This window comes from Thalassospira sp. ABD4_177 (genome assembly GCF_056160125.1).
In genome coordinates this window covers 206,508-227,974 of record NZ_JBSWWO010000001.1, presented here as the reverse complement: position 1 = coordinate 227,974, position 21,467 = coordinate 206,508, and the positions used below count along the sequence as shown (strand labels likewise).

The following is a 21,467-nucleotide window of genomic DNA, read 5'->3' as shown; positions in this document are numbered from 1 at the left end:
AGGCATATATTATTTTGCGCTTGCGAAATTGGTTTGTTGCTGCCAACAATGCGTCGACAAAGAGATTGAACCAAAGTATTAATGGTTCATTTATTGCAGGCGACATATCAGGAGGCAAGACACATGTTCCGCAAGATTGCAGTTGCTGCCGGTTTGCTGGCCGCGGCCATCGCAGGTCCGGCACAGGCGCAGGACTATCCAGAAAAACCGATCGAATTCATCGTGCCATGGGGCCCGGGTGGTGGCAGTGACACGCTGATGCGTATCGTTGCCCAGGGGTTGGCTGATGAAACCGGCAAAGCCGTCCCGGTCATCAACATGCCCGGCGTTGGTGGTAATTTGGGTCTGGCTGAATTCGCCAAGCGTTCGGCCGATGGCTATACCGTTTCGCAGATTCACGAAGGTCTTCTGATTTCCAACGGGACGGGTATTACCGACCTGAACTGGGACAGCTTCATGCCGATCGCGCTGGTGACCTCGTCACCTCAGTATCTTACGCTTTCGAAAAACGATAATTTCTCGAACTTTGAGGAAATGGTTGCCTATGCCAAGGAGAACCCGGGTGCCGTGCGTGCCGGTGTGACCCTTGCAGGCGTGCCGCATCTTCATATGGCGATGATTGAAGACGCCTTTGATATTGAGTTCTCCTATGTTGGGTATGAAGGTACCGGTCAGCGTATCCGTGCGCTGGTTGGCGGCAATATCGACGTTGCCATCGGTGACGTTTCCTCGGCTGGTCAGTTTGTTGAGAATGGTGATTTGGTCTTTGCCGCGGTTGGTATGCCCGAGCGCACCGACGAAGCCCCGGACGTTCCGACCTTTGGCGAGCTGGGTCACGATCTTGATCTGGCGGTAACCCGTGGTGTTGTTCTGCCGAAGGGAACGCCGCAGAAAATTGCAGATGTCCTTGAAGCGCATCTCGAAAAGGTCATGCAGCGAGAAGACGTACGTAGCAAGGTCACCAATGTCGGTTCTGCGCCGATGTTCCTTGGCCAGGAAGAATACAAGACCTATCTCGGCAAGTTGTCCGACACGGTCAACCGTCTGGTTGGTAAGCTCGAAGGATGACGGCCCCGAACGGGAAATCAGCAGCAGCGGATGCATTGGCATCCGCTGCTTTGCGTGCAAAAACCGAAGTCGCGCGGCTGATTTCATATATCGTTTTCGGACTTGGATCAGTTTATCTGTCGATCCGGGCGGGTGAATTGCCGACGTCACGGTGGGAGCCGCTGGGCGCAGGATCGTTCCCGAAGCTGGTGTTTGCGGTTCTGGCTGTCTTGTGCCTGATTGCATCTGTGCGTGCGGTTCTTGATATCCGGAAGGCTGGTCATCTTGATGGCCTTCCAAATGCATTCGGTCAGTGGGTCAAAGCACGACGCATTTCATTTGCGATGTTTGGCTTGCTGGTTGTCTATCTGCTTGTGCTGCCGGTTGCCGGGTTCTCGTTGGCAACTTTTGTCTTCCTGTTGGTTACCCAGCTTCTGATTGCCGGTATTTCGAAAAAGACCCTCGTACAGTCGATCATCGCCGCCCTGATTTTCTCGGTTGGTTTGAACATCCTGTTTGCCGAGGTCTTTAACGTGTTTCTTCCGCGCGGTGTACTGTTCGCGGCTTAAGTAAAGTTTACGATCATGTTGGACGCATTTATTTCCGGTGCCCATCAGGTGTTCGTCTTTGACACCTTGATCTACATGCTGATCGGTTCAATTGCCGGGATCGTGGCAGCTGCCATTCCGGGCTTTACCGTAACAATGGCGATTATCCTGACATTGCCGCTGACCTTTGCGATGGATCCATTGCAAGGTGTTTCGGTGATGTTGTCGGTTTATGTCGGCGGTTATACCGGCGGGCTGATCAGTGCAGCCCTTCTGGGGATTCCCGGTACACCAAGTTCAGTCGCAACCACGTTTGATGCCTATCCGATGGCGCGCGGTGGAGAACCAGGACGTGCGCTTTCGCTTGGTGTGTGGTCATCGTTCTTCGGGACGGTCATTTCCACCATTGTTCTGATTGTCGCTGCTCCACCGCTGGCGCTTTTGGCGGTTAAACTGGGGCCCTGGGAATATTTCTCTTTGATCGTGTTTGCGCTGACCATTGTCGCAAGCCTTGTGGGCAATTCGCTGATGCGCGGTTTGATTGCCGGGGTGATTGGTTTGGGCCTTGCTACCATCGGCCCGGATCCGATGATGGGACGCCCGCGTCTGACCTTTGACAGTGATCTTTTGATGCCGGGTTTGCCGTTTCTTGTTGTCCTGATCGGTATTTTTGCCATTAGCCAGTTGATGAGCGAGGTTGAGGACCACGGCAAAGGCAAGGGCAGTGATGCGCTTATTCCCGATGTCATCGAATTCAAGACATGGGCTGTCATGCGCGAAGTCCTGATGCGTCCGGTCAATCTTGTGCGTTCTTCGCTGATTGGTGTGTTTATCGGTGCCCTTCCGGGTGCGGGGGGATCAATCGCCAACCTTCTGGCGTATGATCAAGCCAAGCGCAGCTCCAAAAAGCCCGAGGAATTCGGGAAAGGCAACCCGGATGGCGTGATCGCGTCGGAGGCCGGGAACTCTGCCACGGCGGGGGGCGGTCTTATTCCGATGATTGCACTGGGTATTCCGGGATCGGCGGTCGATGCCATCCTGATGGCGGCCCTGATGGTGCATGGCATTTCGGTGGGTCCGCGCCTGATCATGGACAATGCCGATCTGGCTTATGGCATGTTTGTCGCGATGGTTGTCGCGTCGCTCATGATGCTGGTCGTTTGTGTATTGTCGATGCGCCTGTTCCTGCGCGTGACCGACATTCCCAAACAGTTCATTGTGCCGACCGTGATGATCTGTTGCGTGATCGGGGCGTTTGCGCTCAATAACCGGGTAACCGATCTTTATCTGCTCGGCGCGATTGGCCTTGTCGGGTATGGATTGAAGTCGCTTGATTATCCGCTGGCGCCGTTGGTGCTGGGTGTCATTCTGGGCCCGATTGCCGAGACCAACCTGCGCCGCGCGCTGATGAGTGATGGCGACTGGACGGTCTTCTTTACCCGGCCGATTTCCGCCGTTCTGCTGGCGGCTGCCCTTCTTTCGGTCGTCTTCAGCGTCCGCTCGGTCCTGAAGATGCGCAAAAAAGACCGTCCTGCCACCGATGAACAAGACGGCGATTAGGATTAGGAGACTTCCATGAAACTTCGTCACGACGCGCTTTATGCCTCACGCCGGTCGCCGGTTCTGGCGCGCAATATGGTTTCAACATCCCAGCCGCTTGCCGCCCAGGTCGGTTTGCGCATGTTGCTGGCGGGTGGTAATGCCGCCGATGCGGCGCTTGCATCTGCCATTGCGCTGACCGTGGTTGAGCCGACCGGTAATGGGCTTGGCTCAGACGCCTATGCCATCATCTGGGATGGCAAGGAACTGCATGGTCTGAATGCATCTGGCCGTGCGCCGGCCGACTGGACCCCGGAACGCTTTGCCGGGGCGGACACCATGCCACAGCGTGGCTGGGAAGCCGTTACCACACCGGGTGCAGTTTCCGCATGGCGTGAAATTTCCGACAAATTTGGCAAATTGCCGTTTGAAAAACTGTTCGAGCCGGCGATTGAATATGCCACCCGTGGCTTCGCGGTATCGCCGATCATTGCCACCCTTTGGGAAAAGGGCGGTGATTTGCTGGGCAAACAGCCGGGCTTTGCCGAGGCGTTCCTGCCCGGTGGCAAGGCCCCGAAGGCGGGCGAGTTGTTTATCAACAAGGCCGCAGCCGAAAGCCTGATCGACATTGCCGAAACCAAGGGCGAGAGTTTTTATCGCGGCAAACTGGCCAGCAAGATTGCCGCCTTTGCCAAGGAACATGGTGCAGCACTTTCCGAAGAGGATCTTGGCAATCACAAGGCCGATTGGGTGGGTACGATTTCGCAAAGCTTTGGTGATGTAAAACTGCATGAAATTCCGCCAAACGGGCAGGGTATTTCCGCCCTGATCGCACTTGGGATTCTGCGTCATACCAACATTACCGATTATGAGCCGGATTCGGTCGAGGCACTTCATCTTGAGATTGAAGCGATGAAACTGGCCTTTGCCGATATGCGCGAATATGTCGCCGATCTGGATTACATGACCGACGTCACGGTCGAGCACCTGCTGTCCGATGATTATCTGAAATCACGTGCGGCCCTGATTGATGCCAACAAGGCACAGGATTTCAAGGCCGGTGCCCCCAAACATGGTGGCACTGTCTATGTCAGTGCGGCTGATGAAAACGGCATGATGGTGTCGTTCATTCAGTCGAATTATATGGGCTTTGGCTCCGGCGTTGTGGTGCCGGGCACCTCGATCAGCCTGCAGAACCGGGGTCACGGCTTTAGCCTGAAAGACGGACATCCCAACCTGGTCAAGGGCGGCAAACGTCCGTTCCAGACGATCATTCCGGCTTTCCTGATGGGCCTTGATGGCAATCCGGTCATGAGCTTTGGCGTCATGGGCGGGCCGATGCAGGCGCAGGGCCATTTGCAAATGACACTGCGCACCCAGCTTTGGTGGCAGGATCCGCAAACTGCGGCCGATGCACCGCGCTGGCAGGCGCTTTCGGGGCTGAATGTTGCGGTGGAAACCTCGGTCGGGGCGGATGTGATTGAGGCGCTCAAGGCCAAGGGCCATGTCATCAAGGTTGAAACGCCTGACAGCACCAATTTCGGATTTGGCGGCGCGCAGCTGATTGCCAAGACCAATGCCGGCTATGTTGCCGGTTCGGACCCACGCAAGGATGGCTGTGCGGTCGGATATTGATGGGTTTGCTTTCAGATCGGCATTCGCAGTCATCTGAAACAAAATATGGCCGGTCCACTTTTGTGGACCGGCCATTTTCTTACCGGGTAACAGGGAGCCAGAGAGGAACCCGGATAGAACAACCTTGGAGCCAGGTTATTGTGCGCCGATGGTGAGGCCTTCGGGCGCCATTTTTTCGTCGGCCAGTTTGGCGTCTTCGATCGTCTCGATGATGTCCCAGTTGTGGTCCGCACCGCGGATGAAGCCCGGGATATCAGCAACCCAGCGTTTCTGGATTTCCTTGTTCAGGTTCAGATAAAGCTTGTCGTCAACGATGCGCCATGCCTGCGGATCGGCACCGAATTTACGACCCATGGCCGCACCAAAGGCACAGAATCCGCCATATTGCGGCGCATATTTTTCCGGGTTGGCGTTAAACAGGTCGCGGTTTTCAGCGCTGGCAAAGCGATAGGTCGCGCCACCATGTTCGGCCTTGAATTCGGAGTTGCCCGGGGTCGGGGCACCAACGGTGAAGTAGGCAACCGGGTCAAAACCCTGCAGGGCGTAGCCATCGACAATGTTGACTTCCTGTGCGGCATTTGCCGGTGCGGTGGTGGCGACAATGCTGCCGACTGCGGAAATACCCAGCACAGCAGCCAGGGCAGCGGAACGCAAGAAGCTAGAACGTTTGGTCATCTTTTCATCTCCTTCACGGGGTGATCACTTGGTGTTTACTGGCAGGCGATCACGGAACTGGTTCATCAAGAGGGCGTCTTGAAATCTGAAAACAGCCTATCGTCGGAGAAGTGACTTGTTGTCTGAGGAAGCACGCAATTCGTCTGAGAAGGATGTTCTGTCTGATCTGTTCGCCGGAAACCACCCGCGCGGCGATGTGATCTTTGCCGGAACCCATTGCGGCAGCAGCCATCATCAGGCGCGATCTGATCTGCCATCGCAACAGCAGGGCATGCTGCATGTCTTGCAGCACGGCAGTATGCGCGTTCTGTTTGACGGGCGTGAACAGGTTCTTCTGGATCGACCCGGTGTTGTTTTGTTCGGCAGTCCTGTACCGCACGACATCGACACACCAGAACGTGGTTCGGAGGTTGTCTGTGCCAATCTCGATTTCCCCGATACGGGGTTGAGCCCGGCAAAGCTTGGCCTGCCGGAATATCTGGTTTTGCCGTTTGACGAGATCCCGGGCCTTGAAGCCATCACTGGTCAGCTCTTTTCCGAATCACAAGGCGCCCAGCCCGGACAACGTACCGCGATCAATCTTCTGGTCGATCTGATGTTGCTGATGGTGTTGCGCCATTGTCAGGCCAAGAACCTTGTGCGGCCGGGTATTCTTGCCGCGCTGCGTGATCCGCGAATTGCGCGTGTGGTGGGTGAGCTTCATCAGAAGCCCGGCGAAAACTGGTCTGTCGAACGACAGGCCGAAACTGCAGGCATGTCACGGGCGAGCTTTGCCGCCCGGTTTCGTGATTTGCTGGGCACATCCCCTGGTGATTTCCTGCAAACCATTCGACTTGATCTGGCGTTTGGGTTGCTGCGCGATGGCAAGAGATTGCAGGCGGTGGCAAGTCAGGTCGGTTATCGCAGCACAACCGCACTGGCGCGCGCCATTCAGCAGCGCCACAATATGACCCCGCGTGAACTGCATGCCGATTCCAGCGCGGAAAGCGGCGCGTTTCAATCAGCAGTTTGACAACCGGTTTGGCGTTTCCGTCAAGCGGTTCCTTGCGGCGTTTTTGGGCTGCTGCCCATGCAAAAATGACGCTTTGCCAATGACATGTCCGGGATTAAAGCAATCCTTTCGGGCAGCATGGCACATGCGCGTTTTGCGGATTCTTACCCTGATCACGACACATTCCTGCCCTGTTTCCTGTGCACAAAAGCAACCAATAAATTCGAAAAATCCAACGGTTGGTAGCATATACGAGCATGACGCAACATTTTCAGCAGCATATGAAGCTGCCCCTCAGGCGTGTTCTTTTGGGTGCTGTGGCATCCTCGCTGATCATGATTGGCGGGGCGGTGCGCCCCCATGCACAGGAAAATGATCCCACCCCGGCAACTGAGAGTGCCGAGACGGCTGCGCCAGACTCTGTGCCTGCAACTGTGACACCGGCTGAGGAAACGACGCCAAGCGGACAGGCAGAAGATAACCACGCTCCGTCAGAAGGTGTGGCCGTGGATGCGGCACCCGCTGATCAGACCGATACGCCCAAACAGCCTGTCGTTTCCAAGCCCGTGATGTTTGATCCGGCGATGGTGACCGACCTTGCGCGCAATCTGGCGACCCAGCCATTTGAAAATCCACATCGTGAACTGCCCGAAGCGCTTTCGGGGCTGAGCGCGGAAGAATACGCACAGATCCGCTTCAAGTCGCAGCGCGCCTTCTTTAATCCGGCTAAGACCGATTTCAGTCTGGAACTGTTTCACCCGGGCACCATGTATGACGTGCCGGTGACCATCAATCTGGTACGTGACGGCGAAGTGCAGATCATTCCGTTTTCTGCCGGGCTGTTTGATTTCGGCAAGACCGGCTTGTCGGGCAATGATTTCTCCACCCAGAACTATGCCGGGTTCCGTTTGCGGTATCCGCTGTCAGACGTGACCAACCATGATGAACTGACCCGGTTCCTTGGCGCGTCCTATTTCCGCCTGCAGGGGCAGGGCCAGTCGATTGGCCAGATGGCGCGCGGCCTTGCCGTTGATCTTGCCGGGCCGACGGGTGAGGAAATCCCGGTTTTCCGTGAGTTCTGGATTGTTGAACCAACGGACGGGGCCGAGACCATCACGGTTTATGCCCTGCTTGATAGTACGCGGGTTACTGGTGCTTATCAGTTTGACATTACGCCAGGCAGGCGCAGTAAGGCCGATATCAAGGCGCATCTGTTCTTCCGAGATCGCGTGGAAAAGATTGGTATCGCACCGCTCAATGGCATGTTCCTGTTTGGTGAACAGCGCCGCCGGTTCTTTGATGATTATCGCGGTGAAGTCCATTCCAGCGACGGGCTTTTGATCAATAACGGGCGCGGCGAATGGCTGTGGCGTCCGCTCGATAATCCTGAAAACCTGCAGATGAGCTCGTTCTTGGATGAAAACCCTATCGGGTTCGGTCTTTTGCAGCGTGATCGAAATTTTGATCATTACCAGGATCTGGAAAAACGCTTTGATCAGCAGCCGGGCTATTGGGTGACGCCGAAGGGCAAATGGGGCAAGGGCCATATCGAACTGGTCGAAATCCCGAGCCCGTCGGAAACCAATGACAATATCGTGGCTTATTGGGTGCCAGAAACCAAACCGGCCGCCGGTGGGGAAATGCAGGTCGCCTATAGTGTGACCGCAACCCGCGATGGCACCGGATTGCACGGTATGGCACAGGCCGCCGATACCCGTATTCAGCGACTGGCCCCCCAGGGCGATGAAGATCAGGCCGGGACCCGGTTTGTTCTTAACTTTGCCGGTGGTGATCTGGATTATTTCACCAAGGATGCCAAGAACCTGCGGGCGGATATCAGCGCGTCTGAGGGCGAGGTCCGCAACATTCGCATTCTGCCGGATCCGGAAAATGGTGGCGTTCGTGTGATCTTTGATCTGGTCAATACCAGTGACGCCACCTCAAGCAATCTTCGCGCCTTCATCCTCTATCAGGACAAGGTCCTGAGCGAGACCTGGACCATGCCGTGGGCGTTCTGATCCCTTGGGATCAAGTGCCAGCGATTGCCAGAAACAGATAACCCCGGACAAGCCAGATGACAGAAGCCACCAACACCGAAGCCAATGGGACCGCCCCCGCAGACGGGTTTGATGACACCTTGTGTGATCCGACGGTCAAGTTGCGCGGACCCGGCGTCGGGTCACGTCGGTTTTTCCTGTTCGGGGCGTCGATTGCGGCAACCGCTTATGCGGCGTGGCTGATGACGGACGTTTTGGGTGCGGATCAGCTGACCATCATGGAAATGGTGGTGGTGGCGTTCTTTACGATTAATTTCGCCTGGATTTCGCTGTCCTTCTTTACGGGCATTGTCGGGCTGGTTTTGCGTGGCTTGAAGCTTGATGCGATCACGCTCAAACGCCTGAAACCGATTGCGCGCAAGGGGCGCCTGCGGTCCAAAAACGTTGTGGTGATCCCGGTCTATAACGAAGATCCCAACCGGGTCTTTGCCGGTTTGCGGGCAAGCTATGAAAGTCTGGCGGCGACCGGTGAGCTTGATGCGTTTCATTTCTTTGTGTTGTCTGATACCCGCGATCCCGACATCTGGATTGCCGAGGAAATGGCATGGGCCAAGGCGTGCGCGGATCTGAATGCGCGCGGCAAGATATTCTTCCGCCGCCGGGCAGAAAACACCGAACGCAAGTCGGGCAACCTCAAGGAATTCTGCGAGACCTATGCGGCAAATTACGATCACATGATCGTCTTTGATGCCGATAGCGTCATGTCGGGCGAGGCCATGGTCAATATGGCCTATCTGATGGAAAACAACCCGGATGCCGGCATCATTCAAAGCCCGCCACAGCCCACCGGCCGTCAGACCCTGTTTGCCCGCATCCTGCAGTTCATTTCGCGCGTGCATGGCCCAACCATGTCAGCGGGTCTGTCATTCTGGTGTATGGGCAGCTCGAACTATTGGGGCCATAACGCGATCATTCGCACCAAGGCGTTTATCGAATGCTGTGGCCTGCCGGTTCTGTCGGGCAAGCCGCCGATGGGTGGTCATATCCTGAGCCACGATTTCGTCGAGGCCGCCTTTATGCGCAAGGCCGGTTGGCGGTGCTGGCTGATCCCGCAGCTTGAAGGCAGCTGGGAAGAATTGCCACCCAACCTGATTGATTTTGCCATCCGGGATCGTCGCTGGTGTCAGGGCAATATGCAGCACGCGCGTCTGATGGTCGCGCCAGGTTTCAAACCGCTGAGCCGTCTGCATTTCTTTATGGGGGTGATGAGCTTTGTGTCATCGCCGCTGTGGCTTTTGCTTTTGCTGAGCTCGACGATTGCGACCCTTCAAAACACCCAACTGACCTATAGCTTCTTCCCCGGTCAGTTCACCATGTTCCCGCAATGGCCGGTCGACCGGTCGTTTGAAATGCTGGTGTTGCTGGTCTTTACCATCGGCATGCTGGTTCTGCCCAAGATCATCTCGATCCTGATGGTCTGTCTGGGCCGCGATCGCAAGCAGTATGGCGGGGTGATAGTATTGGCCAGTGGCCTGCTTGAAACCCTGTATTCTGCGCTGCAGGCCCCGATCATGATGATGCTGCATTCGCAATTCGTATTGTCGGTTCTGACCGGTAATCAGGTTGGCTGGGATGCGCAGGAACGCGATGATGCCGGCGTGCCGTTCAAGGCCGCACTTAAAACTCATCGCGCCATTATCGTGCTGGGTCTGGTCTGGGGGGCGATTGCCGTGTTTGTCGATACGGCGTTCTTCTGGTGGCTGTCGCCCATTCTGGCGGGGCTTATTCTGTCGCCGTGGCTCACCCATTATTCCAGTAGCCTCGCCATCGGAAAGGCCGCACGCCGGATGAAGCTTTTTGTCACGCCCGAAGAATATGACAGCCCCGGTGAGCTTCGTGCACTTTCGCGGATTACGGCCGAAAGTGGGGGTGAGGATGTCAAAGACGGCTTGTTGCGCCTGATCGAAGATCCGTATGCCAATGCGCTTCATTCTGCCTTGTTGCCGGTGCGCAAACCTGATGCCCGGACCGCGATCGAGATCGGGATCATTTATGAAAAGCTTGCCCGGTTGGGTGTCGAAAGCCTGACGCGCGATGAAAAACTTCTGATCCTGTCATGGCCGGTCAAACCGCTTGATCAGATCATGGCGGGCCGTGATCATGTGGCGGTTGATAGCCCGAAACCGGCCAGCTAGTGGTTTGTTTTACAAAGATTTTGCGCGCCACAAAAACGCCCTGATTCGAGCAAATTATGCCGCGTTTTTTCAGCGATCCTCATCCTTAACAACACGTTAAATATTGCTGATTGTTCACCGCCCGGAGGGCCAAACGAATGACTGACATGAGCGTTGCAAAACAGGGTTTCACCTATGCTGCATTTGAATCGGCCGCGATGACGCGCCTGATCGAAGATGCGGCCCATGCATGGCTGCGTTCGTTTGGTGTCAGTGCCCCGCAGGCCAGTCAGCGCATGATTAACGCACTTCGTGATGCGCTCGCCGAAGACAGCATTGCCGCCAATGACCGGGCCAGCATGCAGGACATTCTTGATCAGGCCGCCCATGATGCGATTGCTGGATGGCTCGCACAGGTAACCGGTGAGCATGATTGTCATGGTTCTGGGCGTTTTTCGATGCTGCGCTGTGCGTTTCTCTCAGCCAACCGTGATGGCATCTGGTCGGAACATTTCCTTGATACCAAACGCGATCATCGCGATCTTGGCATGGCGCTTTCGGTGCAGATGATGTTGCCGACACCAAGCCTTGTCGCCTGTGAAATGCCGCGTCAGACTCTGGAACGCCGCGCTTCCTGACTCCCGTTAAATACCTATTCCTTCGCTTCACGCTTTTTCATCATATCCCTCAACGTTTCCCTCGACGTTTGGCGTTTTATAGCGAAGGCGGCACCGCCATTCTCCCCTGTGGCGGTGCCTTTATGTGTGCGGCATCCATGATGTCTGGGCAAAAAAAGAACCCGCCACAAAGGGCGGGTTGAGTTCAGCGGGCGAGTGAGCCCGATTTCCAGTGCAGATCATCCACAGCCGTAAAATCAGGCCCCTACCAGACGCCGAGGCACACACTTCCCCGGCGCCATGACGGTCAGGCTGCTTTGTGAAAGCGGCCCAGTTTCGTAAGCAGTTTTGCCACTTCGGGATCGTTCTTGCCGTTGCGATCAAGCTCAAGGAAGAAGTCCGGATAGGGCGGTTTGCCCGGTGTCAGGTTGTAGTGTTCGAAGTCGGTGACGCCGATGGCCTCCAACACGCTTTCATCGGTAAAGAAGCCACCTGTAACCTCGCGCGCGGGTGCGGTCAGGATCGCATGCGTGGCATCGGCAATGATTTGCGGTGTGCGTGCCCGACCTTGTTCAAGACCGGGGATCATATTCAGTGCTGCTGTTTCAATCACGGTGACTGGCCAAAGCGAATTGACAGCAACCCCTTCGTCGGCAAATTCGGCCGCCAGACCCAGGGTGATCAGGCTCATGCCGTATTTTGAAATCGTATAGGCCGTATGATTGGCAAACCATTGTGGCGACAGGTTTGGCGGTGGCGACATGGTCAGGATGTGCGGATTATCCGATTTCAAAAGGTGCGGCAGGCAGGCCTGGGCACAGGCAAAGCTTGCACGTGTATTGACCTGATGCATCAGATCAAACCGCTTCATCGGGGTGTCCAGCGTCGGGGTCAGGTTGATCGCGCTGGCATTGTTGATCAGGATATCGATCCCGCCGAACGTCTCGACAGTCTTGGCGACAGCTTCGGCAATCTGATCTTCATCGCGGATATCCGTTTTAAGGGCGAGTGCCTTGCCACCGACCTCCCCGATTTCGGCCGCGGCACTATGGATGGTGCCGGGCAGTTTCGGATGGGGTTCATCGGTTTTGGCAATGATCGCGACATTGGCGCCATCGCGGGCGGCACGCAGCGCGATTTCCTTGCCGATGCCACGCGATGCGCCAGTGATGAACAGTGTTTTGCCTTTAAGACTCGTCATCAAATTCTTCCCTGAATTCTTTTTATGATTTGCCAAAACGCGCAGTGCGCTTTTCTACAAAGGCGGTTACACCTTCGCGGAAATCGGCACTTGTCGCGCAGTCGCTAAATGATTTGGCCTCGGCCTTCAACTGGGTTTGCAGATCGGCATTGGGGGCGGCATTGAGCAACGCCTTGGTACGTGCAATCGCATCGCGCGGGCCGGTCGCCAGACGGGTGGCGTATTTCGCGGTGACGGATGGCAACAGATCGGCCGGGACAACCTTGTTGATCAGGCCGCAATCATGGGCTTCATCGGCGCCAAATCGGTCGCCCAGCAGGGCAATTTCCTTGGCCTTTTTCATGCCGACCAACCGGGTCAGCGAATGGGTCGCCCCGCCATCGGGCGAGGTGCCGATATGGATGTAGGCCAGGGTGAAAACGGTTTCCTCAGCGGCAATGGCAAGGTCGCAGGCATTCATCAGGCTGACACCAAATCCGGCAACCGCCCCTTCGAGCTTGGCAATCACCGGACGGGGCAGGGCGTTGATGCGCAAAACGATGTCATGAACCCGATCAATCAAGGCCTCGATCAAGGAGCGCGCGTCTTCGACCGGGCCTTTTGACACCTGATGGAAGAACTTCACATCGCCACCGGCCATGAATGTGCCGCCCGATCCTTCGATGATGACGGCTCCGATATCGGAAATGCCGGCTTCGATCTTGTCCATGGCAGCGGACAGACCGCTGACCATCGCCTGATCAAGGGCGTTCATGCGGTCCGCGCGGTTCAGCGTAATGGTCGCGACCCCGTCGGTGATGTTGAGCAATACGGCGTCATTAGATGCCATGGTGTTTCCTCCTGCGCGGATTTTCCGCATGTGTCCCGGTTTGCCGGTTGTTGGTGTGTGTTAAATCGCCAGCCGTGCTTCAATCGCGGTTTCCATATCAGGCCATCCTGAAAGCCAGTCGGGCATGGAGGGCGAGGTTTCATCCGCACCGACCATCCGACAGACATCTTCGGGGGCCACAATGCCATCCGGGCCGACAAAGACGGCCTTGACCACGCCAAGGGCCAGTGTCTTGCCGTTCGAGACAAAGCGTTGTTCAAGATAGAACCCCTTGTCGTCCCAATAGAGCGCCTGGGTTTCGAGCGCGAATTTCTGAAACGGTTTGATGGCGCGCTTGAACCGCATGGTCGATCCCGACACCACCGGCTGCCATTTGCGTTTGAACATTTGCTTGGCGATACCGTTGCGCACGATCAGTTCCGTCCGACCCAGGTCCATCAGCGCGAAATAGCGCGAATTGGTCATATGCACATTGATATCAAGATCCAGCGGCCATGCCCGGAAATGCAGAGTCGATGGATCAAGCGGGTGCAGGCGGGGCCGCAACAAGGACAGGATCACCACACGGATCAGTCGGAAAATCAGGTTCACGACAACGCTCCGTTCACGGGTGTCCGGTCTTGATAGATGCGGCCCACAGCCATGATCAGAACAGCTCCTCGTCAAGCGCCATCATGGTCGAAGAGCCCGACATGATCTGACTGAACAGGGCACCTGATTGCGGCAGAACCCGTTCCATATAGAACTTGGCTGTTACCAGCTTGCCCTTGTAGAAACCGTCTTCGTCATCACCCTGTTTGGCAAGCGCGATTTCCGCCATCCGGGCCCACATGAAACCAACGGCCACCAGACCAAACAGACGCAGGAATTCGGTTGCGGCTGCCCCGGCTTCATCGGGGTTTTTCATGCCGCGCTGGGCCAGTTCGCCGGTCGCCTGTTGCAGGCGCATGAAGGCCTTCGCCAGTGGCTGGACATATTCGCCAAGCTCGCCGTTTGAAACATTGGCTTCGATATATTCCTGCACAGGATGGAAGAAACGGCGCAAATAACGCCCGGCCTTGGTCGGCATTTTACGGCCGACAAGGTCAAGTGCCTGAATGCCGTTGGTGCCTTCATAAATCTGGGCGATACGGGCATCACGGACATACTGTTCCATGCCCCATTCGCGGATATAGCCATGTCCGCCAAAGACCTGCACACCCAGGTTGGTGTTATCAAAGCCCCAGTCGGTGAACAGTGCCTTGACGATCGGGGTCATCAGCTGAACGAGCTCGTCGGCTTCTTCGCGTTTGACCGGGTCTGCGTGATGCTTGGCGGTATCAAGTGCGCGCGCGACCCACATGCCCATCGCTCGGCAACCTTCGTTGGTTGCCTTGGCGGTCAGCAGCATGCGCCGTACATCGGGATGGACGATAATGGAGTCGGCTGGCTGATTGGGGGAATTCGCACCGGTCAGGGCGCGGCCTTGTAGGCGGTCCTTGGCATAGGCACGCGCACCCTGATAGGCCGCTTCACCAAGGCCAAGACCCTGAATCCCGACCGACAGACGTTCCTGGTTCATCATGGTGAACATGGCGGGCATGCCCTGATGGGGTTCGCCGACCAGATAGCCGACCGCACCGTCAAAGTTCATCACACAGGTCGATGATGCCTTGATGCCCATCTTGTGTTCGATGGATCCGCATTTCACCGCATTGCGATCGCCAAGTGATCCGTCATCGCCGACCATGAATTTCGGCACAAGGAAAAGCGAAATGCCCTTGGTGCCGCTTGGAGCGTCAGGCAATTTGGCCAGCACCAGATGGATGATGTTTTCCGTCAGGTCGTGCTCCCCGGCGGAGATGAAGATTTTGGTGCCCGAAAGCGCATAGGACCCGTCACCAAGTGGTTCTGCCTTGGTCTTGATGATGCCAAGATCGGTACCGCAATGCGGTTCGGTCAGGCACATGGTGCCCGACCAGGTGCCTTCGACCATCTTGGGCAGGAACTTGTCCTTAAGCTCGTCCGATGCATGGGCATGCATGGCGGCATAGGCGCCAAAAGACAGGCCCGGATACATGCCAAAGGACAGGTTGGTCGAACAAATCATTTCCTCGACCAGGGCATTGAGTGATTTCGGCGCGCCTTGCCCCCCATATTTCGGATCGCAGGCAATGCCCGTCCAGCCGCCTTCGGCAAAGGTCTGATAGGCTTCCTTGAAACCCTTGGGGGTTGTGACAACCCCGTCATCCCAAGTGCAGCCTTCCTCATCACCCGACCGGTTGATCGGATACAGGACTTCTTCGCAGACCTTGGCGGCTTCTTCGAGGACCGCATCGACCACATCGGGGGTGAAATCCTCGCAACCGGGCATCTGATTGATATCGTTGTAATCAAACAGCTCGGTCAGGACGAAGCGCATATCGCGCAGGGGTGCTTTATATTCAGCCATTTTATGTTTCCTCCCGGACCGGTCAGTTGCGCAATGGCTTGCCGGTCAGCAGCATATGCTCGACCCGGGCCATGGTGCCTTCGTTGCGGACCAGACGCATGAAGCCTTCGCGTTCCAGTTCAAGAATATCGTCTTCGGAAAGTTCCTCGGTCACGTCGGTGTCACCACCGGCCAGAACCTTGGCCAGTTCACCGGCGACCACGCGGTCATAATCGGTGGCCTTGCCCAAACGGTGGAAGCCATCGACCGCCATTTCAAACGCAACCCGGGCCGCTTCGCCCGGCAGACGATAGGTGAATCCTTCGGGCGCTTCGTAACCATCGACCATGGATAACGCGCGTTCCTTGGCATCGGCCAGCAAACGGTTGCGGTTCATGGTGATGCCGTCACCTTCGCGGAAGAACAGGTTTTCCTTGGCCTCCATCGCCGATTTGGCAACGGTCGCGACCGAGATGATCTCGAATGCCTTGGCACTTGGGGCCATCGGACCTTTGACGAACTTCGGATTTTCCGCCCAGCGACGGATCATTTCCTTACACCCGCCCCAGGCCGGGATCAGGCCCACACCGGGCTCAACCAGCCCGATATAGGTTTCGCCGTGCGCCTGAACAGCATCACAATGAAGCAGAACTTCACACCCGCCACCCAGGGCCAGGCCGCTCGGCGCACCGACGACCGGGAAGGGCGAATATTTCAGCGCCTTGTAAGTCTCCTGACCGGTCTCAACGAGGTTTTCGATCTCTGGCCAGGCGGCGATATTGGCGGCAAACAGAGCCAGACCAAGGTTGGCGCCTGCCGAGAAATTGCTGCCTTCGTTATAGATGACCATAGCCTTGAACTGCTTTTTCACAGTCCGGATCGATGTCTTGATCGCGCCAAGCACATCGGAATCAAGGGCGTTCATCTTGGTATGGAATTCAAGGCAGGCAACGCCATCGCCAATATCCCAAAGCGATGCGGCGCGGTTGCCGGCGACGCGTTCGGATTTGCGTTTGATGTCTTCAAGCAGGATGACGCCATCCGGGCGGGTGACCTTGGCGTAGGTGCCATCAAAGCCGAGATAGTAAAGTTCACCATCCTCGACCTTGTAGAACGACTTGCCTGCCGCCTTTTTCAGCAAGGCCGGGACTTCAACACCGTCTTCTTCGAGCATCGAAATCAGGGCATCAACGCCAATGGCATCCATCAGCTCAAAAGGCCCGGTTTTCCATGCATAGCCCAGCTTCATCGCATCATCGACATCGACGATGGAATTGGCCGCGGCCTCGGCAATGAAGGCGGCATAGGCAAGGGTTTTGCCCATGACAGCGCGGCCATACTGACCACCCTTGTCAGATGCTTCCATCATTTTGCGCGGGTCTTTGCCAGCGGCCCGGACACTGCCAAGGCGCGCTTTTTCGGATTTGGCAAATTCACCGGTTTGCAGATCAATCGACTCTTTGACCTTCTGACCACCATCACGGTTCAGGCGGTAAAAGCCACCCTTGCCCTTGCGCCCGGTATAGCCATCAGCAATCAGTTTGCTGACCAACTCGCTTTCGCGGTAAATCGCGTGGAACGGATCGGATTTATCAAGAAGGCCCGCCATGCTTGATTGCACATGCGGCATCAGATCAAGACCCACCAGATCCATCAGGCCGAATACCCCGGTTTTGGGGATGCCGAATGGCCGGCCAATGACACTGTCGGCTTCTTCGACGGTCAGGTTGCAGTCCATGGCCTCGACCATGGCGGCCTGAATCCAGTAGACACCCAGACGGTTGGCGATAAAGCCCGGTTCGTCATGGCAGGTCACACAGGTCTTGCCCAGTTTGCGATCGGCAAAATCGGCAACGGTATCAATCACACCATCGCGGGTAACACCTGATCCAACCAGCTCCAGCAGGCGCATATAGCGCGGCGGGTTAAAGAAGTGGGTAATGATGAAGTCCTGTGCGAAGCTTTCCTCCATCCCGTCAATCAGGGTGGCAAGCGGAATGGTCGATGTGTTCGATGAGACCACCGATCCCTTGGCACGCACCGCATCAATCTTGCGATAGAGATCCTGCTTGATATCAAGGCGTTCAATGACAGCCTCGATCACCCAGTCACATTTGGCGATCTTATCAAGGTCATCCTCGATATTGCCGCACGTGATCAGTTTGGCGACCCGTTTGGACATGAACGGTGCCGGGTCGGTTTTCAGCATCTTGGCGACCGCGCCCTCGGCAACCGCATTACGGTTTTTGGCGCCTTCGGGCACGATATCAAGCAGCAGGACAGGCGTCCCGGAGTTGGCGATATGGGCAGCGATCCCCGCCCCCATAACACCGGCGCCAATAACGGCGACCTGTTTGATGTCTTTGGCTACCTTGGGCATTACATCGCCTCCAGAATGGTCGCGATCCCCTGACCCCCGCCAATGCACTGGGACGCCAGCGCATACTTGCCACCATCACGTTTGAGTATTGCAGCAGCCTTACCAACGATGCGCGCCCCGGTCGCACCTAGCGGGTGGCCAATTGCCAGCGCACCGCCATCGATATTGACCTTGGCCGCGTCCAGTCCCAGATCGGAAATGCTTGCCATGGCCTGCGACGAAAACGCTTCGTTAAGTTCGGTCACATCAATATCGCCCGCACTCAGGCCTGCACGTGACAGCGCCTTTTTCGAGGCGCCAATCGGGCCGATGCCCATGATTTCCGGCAGGCAGCCATCAACCGCAACCGATTTGACGCGTGCAATCGGGGTCAGGCCGTTTTTGGCGGCATATTCTTCGGAACACACCAGAACCGCCGAGGCCCCATCGGTCAGCGGTGATGAGGTGCCTGCAGTAACAACGCCATCTGCCTTGAAGGCGGGTTTGAGATCGGCCAGGCCTTCGGCGGTGGTTTCGCCGCGAATGCAGCCATCCTCGGACACGACGCCGTCCTTGGTCTGAATCGGGATGATTTCATCGACGAACTTGCCAGCGGCCTGTGCCGCTGCGGCACGTTTGTGGCTTTCGACCGCAAAGGCTTCCTGATCGGCACGGGTCAGGCTGTATTTGGCGGCAACATTTTCGGCTGTATCGCCCATGCCCATATAGGCTTCGGGCATGGCTTTATAAAGTTCCGGGTTGGGCAGCGGGTTAAAGCCCATCATCGGAACCCGGGTCATGCTTTCAACACCGGCACAGATAAAGACATCACCAGCCCCGATTGCAATCGCGCCAGCCGCCTGATGGATCGACTGCATGGATGAACCGCAGAACCGGTTGACCGTTACACCCGCGACAGAACGCGGCAGATCGGCAAGGAACGTGATCAGACGGGCGACATTGAAGCCCTGCTCACCCTCCGGGAAGGCGCAGCCAAGGATCAAATCCTCGATCGCGTTGGGATCAATGCCGGTCTTTTCGACCAGACCTTTGACGACCTGTGCCGCAAGGTCGTCAGGACGGACCTTGGCAAGGGCCCCTTTGCGGGCCGGGGTAAAGGGGGACCGGACATATCCGGCAATTACGGCGTTGGTCATGGCTTTGTCTTCCTTCCTGAGCTTTCCTCGGATCCGGTGTTTTTATTACGGGGCCGGATCGATTCCTTTTTCTTCAAGCGCATCAACCGATTGCTGTTCGATTTCGCGCAGTTCATCCAGTGTGACGTCCAGTGCCTGACGCTGTTCTTCCAGGTCAGAAATCCGTTCCCGAACGCGTTCCAGAAGCATCTTGATCTGCTCTGCCTGGGTGGGGTCCGCGCCATAAAGATCGAGATAATCCGCGATCTCTTTCAGGCTGAAACCCAGTCGCTTGCCCCGCAAAATGAGGAGCAGTTTGGCGCGATCCTGTCGGGTATAGACCCGGGTGGTGCCGGCACGCTGCGGGTTCAGGAGCCCCTTTTGCTCATAAAACCGGATGGTGCGCGGCGTGATGCCAAGATCGTCGGCCAGTTCGGGAACGGTATAAAACCGTTCGTCAATTTTGGTCATTATTCGCCCTTTATGGTATCTATTTTTCACTATACGTCAATTAGTTTACGTTAACGTCACTTAGATTTTTTCAGTGTGTGTATCGTGACGCCAACGCGTTGCAACTAAACCGTATTTTCCTCTCTCTTTTGGCGTTCTTCCTCGATCAGTTCCTTTTTCGACAGTTTGCCGACCATGGTTTTGGGAAGTTCTTCACGTATTTCGATTTCACGCGGCATCTCGATTCTCGAGATCTTGTCATCAAGAAATGCCCGCAGGTCTTCGGCCGTGACATTGGTCACGCCATCTTTCAGGCGGACAAATGCCTTGGGTGCCTGGCCGCGATATTGATCAGGCACGCCGATGCAGGTGACTTCGGCGATCTGATCATGGAGATAAAGTGCCTCCTCAATCGCGCGCGGATAGACGTTGTAACCGCTGCACAGGATCACGTCCTTGAGGCGATCGACCAGAAATGTATAGCCATCCTCGTCCTGATAGCCGACATCGCCGGTGCGCAGCCAACCATCGACAAAGGTCTCCTGGGTGGCGGCTTCATTTTGCCAGTAACCCGGCATGACTTGCGGGCCGCGAATGCAAACCTCGCCCTTCTCGCCAAGCGGCATTGGGTTTTCGGGACGATCCAGGGATCGAACTTCGATCTCGGTACCCGGCAAGGGACGGCCGATGGAGCCTTCCTTGTTCTCACCCTTAAGCGGGTTGCATGTGCAAACCGGGCTTGCTTCCGACAGACCATATCCTTCGACGACCTTGGAGCCGGTGATTTCCTCAAACCGGTGTTTGACCTCGACCGGCAGCGGTGCGCCCCCGGAAATGCAGCACCGGATGTGTGACAGATCGTATTTGAGCGTTTCCGGCGAATTGTTGATCGCCGTATAGATCGTCGGAACACCCGGGAAAATGGTGGCCTTTTTCTTGTCTAGCGCCTTGATCAAGGAACTGAGCTCAAAACGTGGTTGTAACACCATTTCCGCACCCAGATTGACCGATGTGTTCAGTGCTACCGTCATGGCAAAGACATGGAAGAACGGCAAAACACACAAGGTGACTTCCTGCCCCGGCTTGGCGTCCGGCATCCAGCGGGTCAACTGATCGACATTGGCACTCAGATTGGCATGCGTCAGCATTGCCCCCTTGGGGCGTCCGGTCGTGCCGCCGGTATATTGCAGCACCGCCAGATCATGGACATCGATATCGACGACGCGATCAATCGGCTTGCATCCGATCACCCGCGAATAGGGGATGTGGCGCAGATCAATTGGCACCTCGGCCAGTTCGCTACGCTTGAACAGCGAAAACAGAACGCTTTTGACCGGCGGCAGGATGCCGCTCATTTCGCAAACAACAATCCGCTTCAGGCAGGTTTCATCGAGGCAGGCCGCGACCTTGGGATAAATCTGTTTCAGGTTCAGCGTCACCATCAGCCGACAACCTGAATCCTCGATCTGATAGGCAATCTCGCGCTTGGCATAGAGCGGATTGAAATTCACCACCACACCGCCGCATTTCAGGATCGCGTAATAGCAGACGACATAGTAGGGCGTATTGGGCAGGCACAGCCCGACCTTGTCACCCTTGCGCACGCCAAGCTGTTTGAAGCCTTCTGCGGCACGGTCAATCTGTTCAGCGATGGTCTTGTAGTCATAAATCCGACCGAGGAAATCCAGACACGGGCGCAGCGGGAACCGGGCGGCCGCATTATCAAAGATTTCATGCACGGGGCGCGTTTTAACCGGTGAGCTGATGTCAACACCATCGCGCAGGATCGGGGCTTCTTGAACGTTTACTTGGTTCACTTGCGTTAACTCCATTACGTTAACGTCACTTTTCGGGTAAAA

The 21,467-nt window shown here is 56.3% G+C and carries 17 protein-coding genes; 8 read left to right on the top strand and 9 right to left on the bottom strand.

Annotated elements, in window-relative coordinates:
• Positions 1 to 123: 123 nt before the first annotated feature.
• Genes ACXAF0_RS01045 through ACXAF0_RS01030 form a run of 4 tightly spaced genes read left to right on the top strand, consistent with a single transcriptional unit; the run spans position 124 to position 4,769 of the window.
• On the top strand, positions 124 to 1,068 hold the full coding sequence (locus ACXAF0_RS01045; RefSeq protein ID WP_475342927.1) for a tripartite tricarboxylate transporter substrate binding protein: 945 nt from the start codon (positions 124 to 126) through the stop codon (positions 1,066 to 1,068).
• On the top strand, positions 1,065 to 1,616 hold the full coding sequence (locus ACXAF0_RS01040; RefSeq protein ID WP_475342926.1) for a tripartite tricarboxylate transporter TctB family protein: 552 nt from the start codon (positions 1,065 to 1,067) through the stop codon (positions 1,614 to 1,616). Before ACXAF0_RS01045 ends, ACXAF0_RS01040 begins: the two co-directional genes overlap by 4 nt.
• 15 nt (positions 1,617 to 1,631) lie before the next feature.
• A complete protein-coding gene (locus tag ACXAF0_RS01035) occupies positions 1,632 to 3,155 on the top strand; it encodes a tripartite tricarboxylate transporter permease (protein ID WP_475342925.1) in 1,524 nt (507 codons plus the stop codon).
• Positions 3,156 to 3,170: 15 nt separating this feature from the next.
• Entirely contained in the window at positions 3,171 to 4,769 is a 1,599-nt protein-coding gene (locus ACXAF0_RS01030; RefSeq protein WP_475342924.1) for a gamma-glutamyltransferase family protein, read from the top strand.
• Positions 4,770 to 4,904: 135 nt separating this feature from the next.
• Here the strand turns inward: ACXAF0_RS01030 and ACXAF0_RS01025 are convergent, their stop codons facing one another.
• The gene (locus ACXAF0_RS01025) at positions 4,905 to 5,444 is read right to left on the bottom strand and encodes a YHS domain-containing (seleno)protein (protein ID WP_475342923.1); all 540 of its coding nucleotides are present in this window, start codon (positions 5,442 to 5,444) and stop codon (positions 4,905 to 4,907) included.
• Positions 5,445 to 5,562: 118 nt separating this feature from the next.
• Here ACXAF0_RS01025 and ACXAF0_RS01020 point away from each other — a divergent pair, with 118 nt between their 5' ends.
• The 4 genes from ACXAF0_RS01020 (at position 5,563) to ACXAF0_RS01005 (ending at position 11,244) form a co-directional block, all read left to right on the top strand.
• Positions 5,563 to 6,456 (top strand): cupin domain-containing protein, encoded by an 894-nt coding sequence (locus tag ACXAF0_RS01020; RefSeq protein ID WP_475342922.1) that lies wholly within the window; start codon positions 5,563 to 5,565, stop codon positions 6,454 to 6,456.
• A gap of 236 nt (positions 6,457 to 6,692) precedes the next feature.
• Positions 6,693 to 8,453 (top strand): OpgD/OpgG family glucan biosynthesis protein, encoded by a 1,761-nt coding sequence (locus ACXAF0_RS01015; RefSeq protein ID WP_475342921.1) that lies wholly within the window; start codon positions 6,693 to 6,695, stop codon positions 8,451 to 8,453.
• Positions 8,454 to 8,509: 56 nt separating this feature from the next.
• Positions 8,510 to 10,627 carry a glucans biosynthesis glucosyltransferase MdoH gene (mdoH, locus tag ACXAF0_RS01010; protein ID WP_475342920.1) on the top strand — a complete coding sequence of 706 codons (2,118 nt, stop codon included), beginning with the start codon at positions 8,510 to 8,512 and terminating at the stop codon, positions 10,625 to 10,627.
• Between the two features lie 137 nt (positions 10,628 to 10,764).
• Positions 10,765 to 11,244: a hypothetical protein gene (locus ACXAF0_RS01005; protein WP_475342919.1), complete on the top strand. Its 480-nt coding sequence runs from the start codon at positions 10,765 to 10,767 to the stop codon at positions 11,242 to 11,244.
• 286 nt (positions 11,245 to 11,530) lie between these two features.
• Here ACXAF0_RS01005 and ACXAF0_RS01000 read toward each other — a convergent pair whose 3' ends face one another.
• The 8 genes from ACXAF0_RS01000 to ACXAF0_RS00965 all read right to left on the bottom strand — a co-directional run bounded on the left by ACXAF0_RS01000 (position 11,531) and on the right by ACXAF0_RS00965 (position 21,425).
• Entirely contained in the window at positions 11,531 to 12,424 is an 894-nt protein-coding gene (locus ACXAF0_RS01000; RefSeq protein WP_475342918.1) for an SDR family oxidoreductase, read from the bottom strand.
• A gap of 22 nt (positions 12,425 to 12,446) precedes the next feature.
• The gene (locus ACXAF0_RS00995) at positions 12,447 to 13,253 is read right to left on the bottom strand and encodes an enoyl-CoA hydratase/isomerase family protein (protein WP_475342917.1); all 807 of its coding nucleotides are present in this window, start codon (positions 13,251 to 13,253) and stop codon (positions 12,447 to 12,449) included.
• Positions 13,254 to 13,313: 60 nt separating this feature from the next.
• Positions 13,314 to 13,844: a thioesterase family protein gene (locus ACXAF0_RS00990; RefSeq protein WP_475342916.1), complete on the bottom strand. Its 531-nt coding sequence runs from the start codon at positions 13,842 to 13,844 to the stop codon at positions 13,314 to 13,316.
• 55 nt (positions 13,845 to 13,899) lie between these two features.
• Positions 13,900 to 15,684: an acyl-CoA dehydrogenase C-terminal domain-containing protein gene (locus ACXAF0_RS00985; protein WP_475342915.1), complete on the bottom strand. Its 1,785-nt coding sequence runs from the start codon at positions 15,682 to 15,684 to the stop codon at positions 13,900 to 13,902.
• Positions 15,685 to 15,706: 22 nt separating this feature from the next.
• Entirely contained in the window at positions 15,707 to 18,043 is a 2,337-nt protein-coding gene (locus ACXAF0_RS00980) for a 3-hydroxyacyl-CoA dehydrogenase/enoyl-CoA hydratase family protein (protein ID WP_475342914.1), read from the bottom strand.
• Positions 18,043 to 19,179 (bottom strand): thiolase family protein, encoded by a 1,137-nt coding sequence (locus ACXAF0_RS00975; RefSeq protein ID WP_475342913.1) that lies wholly within the window; start codon positions 19,177 to 19,179, stop codon positions 18,043 to 18,045. Before ACXAF0_RS00975 ends, ACXAF0_RS00980 begins: the two co-directional genes overlap by 1 nt.
• Before the next feature lie 45 nt (positions 19,180 to 19,224).
• Positions 19,225 to 19,629, bottom strand: a complete 405-nt coding sequence (locus tag ACXAF0_RS00970; protein ID WP_475342912.1) for a MerR family transcriptional regulator — start codon at positions 19,627 to 19,629, stop codon at positions 19,225 to 19,227.
• A gap of 104 nt (positions 19,630 to 19,733) precedes the next feature.
• Positions 19,734 to 21,425, bottom strand: a complete 1,692-nt coding sequence (locus ACXAF0_RS00965) for a long-chain-fatty-acid--CoA ligase (RefSeq protein WP_475342911.1) — start codon at positions 21,423 to 21,425, stop codon at positions 19,734 to 19,736.
• Positions 21,426 to 21,467 lie beyond the last annotated feature (42 nt).